The organism is Modestobacter sp. KNN46-3, from assembly GCF_011039295.1.
Genome location: NZ_JAAKGN010000198.1, coordinates 1 through 7,199 on the forward strand (window position 1 = coordinate 1; position 7,199 = coordinate 7,199).

General features: G+C 75.4%; 7 protein-coding genes. 2 read left to right on the forward strand and 5 right to left on the reverse strand.

What is annotated here, in order from left to right:
* Nucleotides 1–46 precede the first annotated feature (46 nt).
* On the forward strand, nt 47–706 hold the full coding sequence (locus G5C62_RS24200; RefSeq protein ID WP_036336383.1) for a hypothetical protein: 660 nt from the start codon (nt 47–49) through the stop codon (nt 704–706).
* 6 nt (nt 707–712) lie between these two features.
* Here G5C62_RS24200 and mftG read toward each other — a convergent pair whose 3' ends face one another.
* Together mftG and G5C62_RS24210 are read right to left on the reverse strand one after the other, a co-directional pair.
* Nucleotides 713–2,344, reverse strand: coding sequence for a mycofactocin system GMC family oxidoreductase MftG (gene mftG, locus G5C62_RS24205; RefSeq protein ID WP_164703018.1), 1,632 nt, complete (start codon nt 2,342–2,344; stop codon nt 713–715).
* 27 nt (nt 2,345–2,371) lie between these two features.
* Nucleotides 2,372–3,238, reverse strand: coding sequence for an MBL fold metallo-hydrolase (locus G5C62_RS24210; protein ID WP_164703019.1), 867 nt, complete (start codon nt 3,236–3,238; stop codon nt 2,372–2,374).
* A gap of 66 nt (nt 3,239–3,304) precedes the next feature.
* Between G5C62_RS24210 and G5C62_RS24215 the strand changes: the two genes are divergently transcribed.
* Complete coding sequence (locus tag G5C62_RS24215; protein ID WP_164703020.1) at nt 3,305–3,775, forward strand: hypothetical protein; 471 nt, start codon at nt 3,305–3,307, stop codon at nt 3,773–3,775.
* A gap of 80 nt (nt 3,776–3,855) precedes the next feature.
* On the opposite strand, the gene G5C62_RS24220 is transcribed toward G5C62_RS24215, so the two are convergent.
* The 3 genes from G5C62_RS24220 to G5C62_RS24230 form a co-directional block, all read right to left on the reverse strand.
* A complete protein-coding gene (locus G5C62_RS24220) occupies nt 3,856–5,193 on the reverse strand; it encodes a peptidoglycan DD-metalloendopeptidase family protein (protein ID WP_164703021.1) in 1,338 nt (445 codons plus the stop codon).
* Between the two features lie 151 nt (nt 5,194–5,344).
* Nucleotides 5,345–6,154: an ATP-binding cassette domain-containing protein gene (locus G5C62_RS24225; RefSeq protein ID WP_164703022.1), complete on the reverse strand. Its 810-nt coding sequence runs from the start codon at nt 6,152–6,154 to the stop codon at nt 5,345–5,347.
* Nucleotides 6,151–7,199, reverse strand: a 1,049-nt coding sequence (locus G5C62_RS24230; protein ID WP_241176109.1) for an ABC transporter permease, incomplete at its 5' end; no start/stop codon positions are given. The genes G5C62_RS24225 and G5C62_RS24230, both read right to left, overlap by 4 nt.

A 7,199-nucleotide genomic window follows, 5' to 3' on the forward strand; every position in this document is an offset into this window, starting at 1 on the left:
TCCTCACCCCCAACGCCGTCCACCTGGACACCTGGGCGGTGAGCTGATGCCCTCCTCCGACGAGGCACTCGTCTTCCCCCTCGGCCATCCCATGGGGGCCTTCCACCAGCACCGCGGGGAGCCGCCGAGCTACTGGGTGGTCCGGCTGGGCTGGGACAGCCCGCTGCTGGGCGACCAGACCACCGCCGACGTGTGGACGCTGACGCACGGGGTGCCCAGCCGGGTGCGGGACGGCGTCCCGTGGACCCGCACCGCAGTGCGCGAGGCAGCCGAGGAGGCCGGCGTCCCCGACTGCGACCTCGTGCTCGACACGCTGATCGAGCGGGGGCTGGTGGCCGAGCTCGTCCCCGGCAGCGAGCCGGCCGCCGAGTTCGCCCGCACCCACCGGGTGCAGTCACTGCTGCTGGGGCTGGGCGAGCCGCCCGACCGGCCCGGCGTCGACGGCATCGGCCTGCTCGGGACGCCCGCGTCTGCCCTGGTGGGGCCGGCCACCTACGAGTTCTGGCAGTGGGCCCACCTGTGGCCGACGCTGGCCGACGCGTCGGTCGGGCTGGCCGAGATGGCCGGGCAGGCGCCGGACCCGGACCCGGCGGACACCGACCCCGCCGCGGTGCTGGACCGGTCGTTCCGGGAGCTGCACCGGCTGCTGTCCGGCAACGCGGTCTACCTGGACCGGTCCTTCGCCGTGGCCGACGCCCAGCGCTGAGCCGCCCTACAGGGTGGTCCTCCAACGGGCACCGGTCATCAGCTCGGCGGCCCGCTCGCCGATCGCCACGGCCGTCGCCGCCGGTCCGCGCGAGGGCACCGTCGGCATCACCGAGGTGTCGACCACCCGCAGGCCCGCCACCCCCCGCACCCGCAGGTGCTGGTCGACGACCGCCCCGGGGTCGGTGGCCGGCCCCATCCGGGCGCTGCCGGCCAGGTGCACCGCGGTCGCCAGGTGGGCCCGGGTCCACCGGTCCAGCTCCCGGTCGTCGGCCAGGACGGCGTCGGGCAGGCCGGTGCGCTCGGCGACCAGCGGGGCGAAGGCGGGGGTGCGCAGCAGTTCGGCGGCCAGCCGGACGCCGGCCCGCAGCTGTCGCCGGTCGGCGTCCGCGGTCAGGTAGCGGTACTGGATACGTGGCTGCACCAGCGGGTCGGCGGTGGTCAGGCTGATCCGGCCGCGGCTCTCCTCCTGCTGCAGCGCCACGGCCAGGTGGAGGTCGTCCCGCCGACGGGCGGAGTCCAGCAGCCGGGACACCGAGGCGCCCCGCAGCGCCCGCAGCGTCGCCGCGGGCCGGCGCAGCACCTCCGTGACGCCGGACAGCGCCGGACCCGACGTCCGCGACAGCATCACCTGCCGGAACGGCTTGAGCCAGGGCATGACCTCGAGGTGGTCGGCCGTGTTCAGCGCGGTGGCCAGCGGGAGCAGCCCCCGGGGCATCGGGGTGCGCCGGGCCGGCCGGTAGGTCACGTAGACGTCGGGGTGGTCGCTGAACCCCTGACCCACCCCGGGCACGTCGGCGACGACGTCGACGCCGGTGGCCCGCAGGTGGTCGGCGGGGCCGATCCCGGAGAGCAGCAGCAGGTGCGGGGAGCCGACCGCGCCGGCCGACAGCACGACCTCTGTGGCACGCACCGGGCCACGGTCGGTCTGCACGCCCACCGCCCGGCCGCGCTCCACCAGCACCCGGGTGACCCGGACCCCGCCCACGACGGTGAGGCCGGGGGACTCCCGGCGCGGGGACAGGTAGGCCATCGCGGTGTTGACCCGCACGCCGTCGGCGACCGTGAACGGCACCGGCCCGTGCCCGGGCGGGCCGTCGGCGTTCTTGTCCGGCTCGGCCGGGAAGCCCAGCGCGTCGCAGGCACCGGCGAAGGCGTCGGTGAGCGGGTGCGGCCGGTGCACCCGGGTGACCGGCAGCGGGCCGGTCGAGCCGTGGCCGGGGCGGTCGCCGTAGTCGGCGTCGCTCTCGCAGCGGACGAAGGCCGGGCGCAGCGCATCGGCCGACCACAGGCCGTTGCCCGCCGCGGCCCAGCCGTCCAGGTCGGCCCGGGTGGCCCGGATGAAGTAGGTGCCGTTCAGCGCGCTGGAACCGCCCAGCACCTTCCCCCGTGGCACCGGCCAGCGCAGGTCGTCGGTGAGCTCTCCGGTGAGCTCCCAGTTCGCGGGGTGCCCGGGGGTCGCGGCACCCATCGTCGCGGCGTCCCGGATCGTCGCCGGGAAGTCCTCGGGGCGCGGGTGGTCGGCACCGGCCTCCAGGACCAGCACCCGCCGGCCGGCGTCGACCAGCCGGGCGGCCAGCGCGCAGCCCGACGACCCGGCACCGACGACCACGACGTCCCACTCCCCCGCGAGCTCCACCCCCGGGACCCTAGGACGGCGGCGGGCTCAGGACAGTCGCACCCGGTCCCCGTCGGGCTCGACCCGGCCCTCGGTGACCAGCTTGGCCAGGGTGGCCCGGGTCGACTGGGCGGCGGCCGGCCAGACCGCCTGCGGCACGGCCGCGTAGACGACGGCGACCAGCTCCTCGACCGTCCGGGGCCCCTCGGTGAGGGCGTCGAGCAGCTGCTGCTCCCGGTACGCCCGGTGCGCCAGGTAGAACCGCAGCACCGCCCCGGAGTCGGTGGTCAGCTCGGGCCCGTGGCCGCAGTACAGCGCCGAGGGGCCCAGGTCGTGCACCCGGCGCAGCGACTCGAGGTAGACGAGCACGTCGCCCTCGGGGTGCGTCACCACCGACGTGCCCCGGCCGAGCACGTGGTCGCCGACCAGCACGGCACCCGACGCCAGCCGGAAGGCCAGGTGGTCGGCCGTGTGCCCGGGTGTCGGGACGACGTCCAGGGTCGTGCCCGCCAGCTGCAGCCGCTCCCCCGCCCGGAGCAACCGGCCGCCCGGGCCGGCGACCTCACCGGTGGCCGCAGCGACCGGCGCACCGAAGTGCCGTCCCCACGGCAGCGCCGCCTCGGCGTGGTCGGCGTGGTGGTGGGTGACCAGCACGGCCACCACCCGGGCGTCCCGGGCGGCCAGCGCCGCCTCGACGGCGGCCAGGTGCCGGGGGTCGTCCGGCCCGGGGTCCACGACGACGGCCTGGCCCGAGCCCGGCTCGCCCACCAGGTGGGTGTTGGTGCCGTCCAGCGTCATCGGCGAGGGGTTGGGGGCCAGCACCCGGGTGACCAGGGGCTCGGGGTCGGCGACCGGCGCCATCGTGCCGGGTGCGGGCAGCGCCCAGCTGGTCCGCGGGTCGACGGGGGCGGTCACGGGCAGCACGGTAGCGGGCCCGGCGGGCCCCGGTGCCCGTCGCCGGGAGCGGCTACCGTCGAGAGCATGCGCGCTCTCACCACCCCCTTCCGCGCCGGGCTCTCCGCCGCAGCCGCCGTCGTCCTGCTGGCCGCCTGCGGCAGCGACGACGAGCAGCCCGATGCCGCGTCGACCGCCACCAGCTCCAGCAGCGCCAGCAGTCCCGCCACCACCTCCGACGAGGAGGTCCAGGCGTTCTGCACCGAGGCCGAGACCGTGCTCACCACACCCCCGGATGCCGGCCTGACCCAGCAGGAGGCGCTCGACCGGACCATCGCCGACCTGGAGGAGCTGGACCCGCCGGCCGAGATCAGCGCCGACTGGGACGTCCTGGTCCAGACGTTCGTCGGCGTGCGGGAGGCCGTGGCCGACGTCGACCTGACCACCCCGGAGGGGCAGGCCAGCGTGGAGGAGGAGCTCGCCGGCCTCGAGGCCGGGGCGACCGACGCCCAGACCCGGCTGGACGCCTGGCTCACGGAGAACTGCGACAACGCCTGAGCCGACGACGCACCGCGGCCCGGCCCCCTCCCCAGGGTGCCGGGCCGCAGTGCGTCGGTGCCGCGCCGTCGTCGCCCGGGTCAGCCGCAGCCGCGGATCGTGATGCCCCGGGCACGCAGCCACGGCACCGGGTCGACCTGGCCGCTGTGCATCTGCCCGTCGGGGTGCACCTCGAAGTGCAGGTGCGGCCCGGTCGACTGACCGCGGTTGCCCACCTCGGCGATCTGGTCCCCGGCCGCGACCCGCTCCCCGGCTCGGACGAAGTGCCGGTTGACGTGGCCGTACACGGTGATCGCGCCGTCGTCGCCGCGGAGGTAGACCGCCAGCCCGAAACCGGTCGCCGGCCCCGCCCGCTGGACCACCCCGGCGGTGGCCGCGCGCACCGGCGTGCCGATGGGGGCGCCGATGTCGACGCCGAAGTGCGTGACCCCCCAGCGTGCGCCGAAGCAGCTGCTCGTGATGCCGACGGCCGGCCGGGCGTAGCCGGAGCCGGTGGCGGAGCCGGAGCCCGTGGCGTCGGCATCCGCCTGGAGCGCCTGCTGGTCGTCGGCGAGCGCCTGGGCCCGGGCCTGCTCCTCGGCCAGCCGGGCCGCGGCCTCCTCGGCCGCCTTCTGCTCCTGCCACACCTGGTAGGCGTTGCGCGCTCCCTGGAGCGTGAGCAGCTGCACCTGGGCGTCCTGCAGCTGCTGGTCCAGCGCCGCCTTCTCCGCGGTCACCTGGGTGTACACCGACTGCTGGTTGGCCAGCTGCCGTTCGGCCTCGACGCGGGCGCCCTCGGCCGCCGCCTCGGCCGCCACCTTCTCGTCGCGGGCCGCCCGGGCGGCCGCGTCGGCCTGGGCCTGCTGCACCCGGGCCTGTTCCATCACGCCCAGGACGTCGACCTGGTGGTCGCCGACGTAGGACAGCATCGCGGCCTTCTGCACCAGCTCGGCCGGCCCACCGACGTCCAGCAGGGCCATCTCGCTGGTGAGCTCGCCGCCGTTCTTGTAGGTGTCCCGGGAGAACTCGGCGATCCGCATCTGGGCGGCGGCGACGGCGTCGGCCGCGGCCTGCAGGTCCTGCGCCGTCCGTGCCGCGGCGGCCTCGGCCAGCACCCGGGCCTCCTCCGCCGCCAGGTAGGCGGTGCCGGCGGCCTCGGCCAGCACCTGGACCTGCTCCAGCTGCGCCTCGGCGGCCGCGACCTGCCCGGCGATCCGGCCGACCTCGGCTGCGGCAGCGTCCTGCGCCGTCTGGGCGCCGGTGAGCTGCTCGTCGCTGGGGTTCACCGGCTCGGCGTGCGCGATGCCGCCGCCGGCCCCGACCAGCACGGTCGCGACGGCTGCGGTCAGCGCACCGGCCAGCAGTCGGGACGGCCGGCGGCGTCCGGCGCGGACCCGGCGGACGGCCGCCGAGGCCGGGCGCCGCACGTGCTGCGTCATGGTCGCTCCCTGGGGAAGAGGGATGGACGGGTGGGCTCGACGAGCGTCCCAGTCGCACCACGAGTCACACGGTCAACACGCGCAGCAACCGCGAGCCGTCATGAAGTCGTCCGGTCGTCCCCGTGTCCGGTCATCATGTCGACCCTTCCGCTCAGGCGCCGCCCGGCCGCCCCAGCTCCTCGGCGAGCCGGGTGAGCTCGTCCCCGCCGGCCATCATCTCGGTCAGCTGCTCCCGCGTCACCTCGCCCTTGGCGAAGTCCCCCATGCTCCGGCCACGGTTGAGCAGCAGGAAGCGGTCGCCCACCGGGTGCGCGTGGTGCGGGTTGTGGGTGATGAAGACGACGCCGAGCCCCTGGTCCCGCGCCTGGGCGATGTAGCGCAGCACCACGGCGGCCTGCTTGACCCCCAGCGCCGACGTCGGCTCGTCCAGGATCAGCACCCGCGCCCCGAAGTGCACCGCCCGGGCGATGGCCACCGACTGCCGCTCCCCGCCGGACAGCGTGCCCACCGGCTGGTCGGGGTCGCGGATGTCGATGCCCATGGCGGCCAGTTCACGCCGGGTGACCTCCTTGGCGGTCGCCCGGTCGAACCGCCGGAACGGGCCCCACCCGGTCGTCGGCTCCGAGCCGAGGAAGAAGTTCCGCCAGATCGACATCAGCGGGATCATCGCCAGGTCCTGGTAGACGGTGGCGATGCCGGCGTCCAGCGCGTCGCGCGGCGCACCGAAGTCGACCGGCTCGCCGTCCAGCAGCAGCTCGCCCCGGGTCGGCCGGTGCACCCCGGAGAGGACCTTGATCAACGTCGACTTGCCGGCGCCGTTGTCGCCGAGCACGCAGGTGACCTGCCCGGCGCGCACGGCGGTGGAGATGCCCTCGAGGGCGATCACCGAGCCGAAGTCCTTGCCGATGCCGCGCAGCTCCAGCAGCGGGGCGCCACCTGGCGTGTCGGTCGCGGTGCTCATCGCCGGGCCGCCTCGGCGTAGCGCCGGACCAGCCGGTTGGTGAGCACCGCGAGCAGCAGCATGGCCCCGAGGAAGAAGTAGAACCAGTCGGCGTCCCAGTTCAGGTAGACGATCCCCTGCTGGGTCATGCCGAAGATCAGCGCACCCAGGGCCGCGCCGATCGCCGAGCCGAACCCGCCGGTGAGCAGGCAGCCGCCGATCACGGCCGCGACGATGTAGATCAGCTCCTGCCCGGTACCGGTGTTGGCCTGCACCGAGGTGAGCCGGACGGCGGTGATCGAACCGACCAGCCACGCGGCGGTGGCGGTGGTCATGAACAGCACGATCGTCGTCCGCTGCGCCGGGACCCCGACGTTCCGGCTGGCCACCTCGTCACCGCCGGTGGCGAAGACCCAGTTGCCGAACCGGGTGCGCAGCAGCACCCAGCTGGCCACCGCCGTGACCAGCAGCCACCAGAGGACGGCGACGCGGAACGGCTGCCCGAAGACGTCGATCGTGGAGGCGAGCACCAGCTCGGCCGAGTGGTAGCCGGGGGCGTCGGCGATCCCGCGCACGATCACCGTCCCGGTGAACAGCTTGGTCAGCCCCAGGTTCAGCCCCTGCAGCATCAGGAACGTGCCCAGCGTGATGATGAAGCTGGGCAGTCCGGTGCGGGTGACCAGCCAGCCGTTGAAGGCGCCGATCCCCAGCGCCAGCACCAGCGCCGCGGCGATCGCCACCCAGATGTTCTGCTGCAGCTCGACCGCGACGATGCCCACGGTCAGCGCGGTGGTGCCGGTCATCACGCCGGCCGAGAGGTCGAAGTGCCCGCCGATCATCAGCAGGGCGACGGCGACCGCCATGATCCCCAGCACCGAGGCGACGTCCAGCCAGTTGGCCACCCCCGCCAGCGACCGGAAGACGTCGGACTGGGCGGAGAAGAACCCCAGGATGACGACGGCCCCGATGAGCGAGCCGAGTTCGGGCTTGACCATCAGCCGGCGCCACGGACCGACCCGGGCGACGCGTTCGTCCGCGCGGGCCGGCCCGTCGACGGGCGCCTCCC

Bases quoted from the DNA above. Each gene is read 5' to 3' on its own strand.
- G5C62_RS24200 (WP_036336383.1), top strand. From the start codon at position 47: ATGCCCTCCTCCGACGAGGCACTCGTCTTCCCCCTCGGCCATCCCATG.
- G5C62_RS24215 (WP_164703020.1), top strand. From the start codon at position 3,305: ATGCGCGCTCTCACCACCCCCTTCCGCGCCGGGCTCTCCGCCGCAGCC.
- G5C62_RS24220 (WP_164703021.1), bottom strand. From the start codon at position 5,193: ATGACGCAGCACGTGCGGCGCCCGGCCTCGGCGGCCGTCCGCCGGGTC.
- G5C62_RS24225 (WP_164703022.1), bottom strand. From the start codon at position 6,154: ATGAGCACCGCGACCGACACGCCAGGTGGCGCCCCGCTGCTGGAGCTG.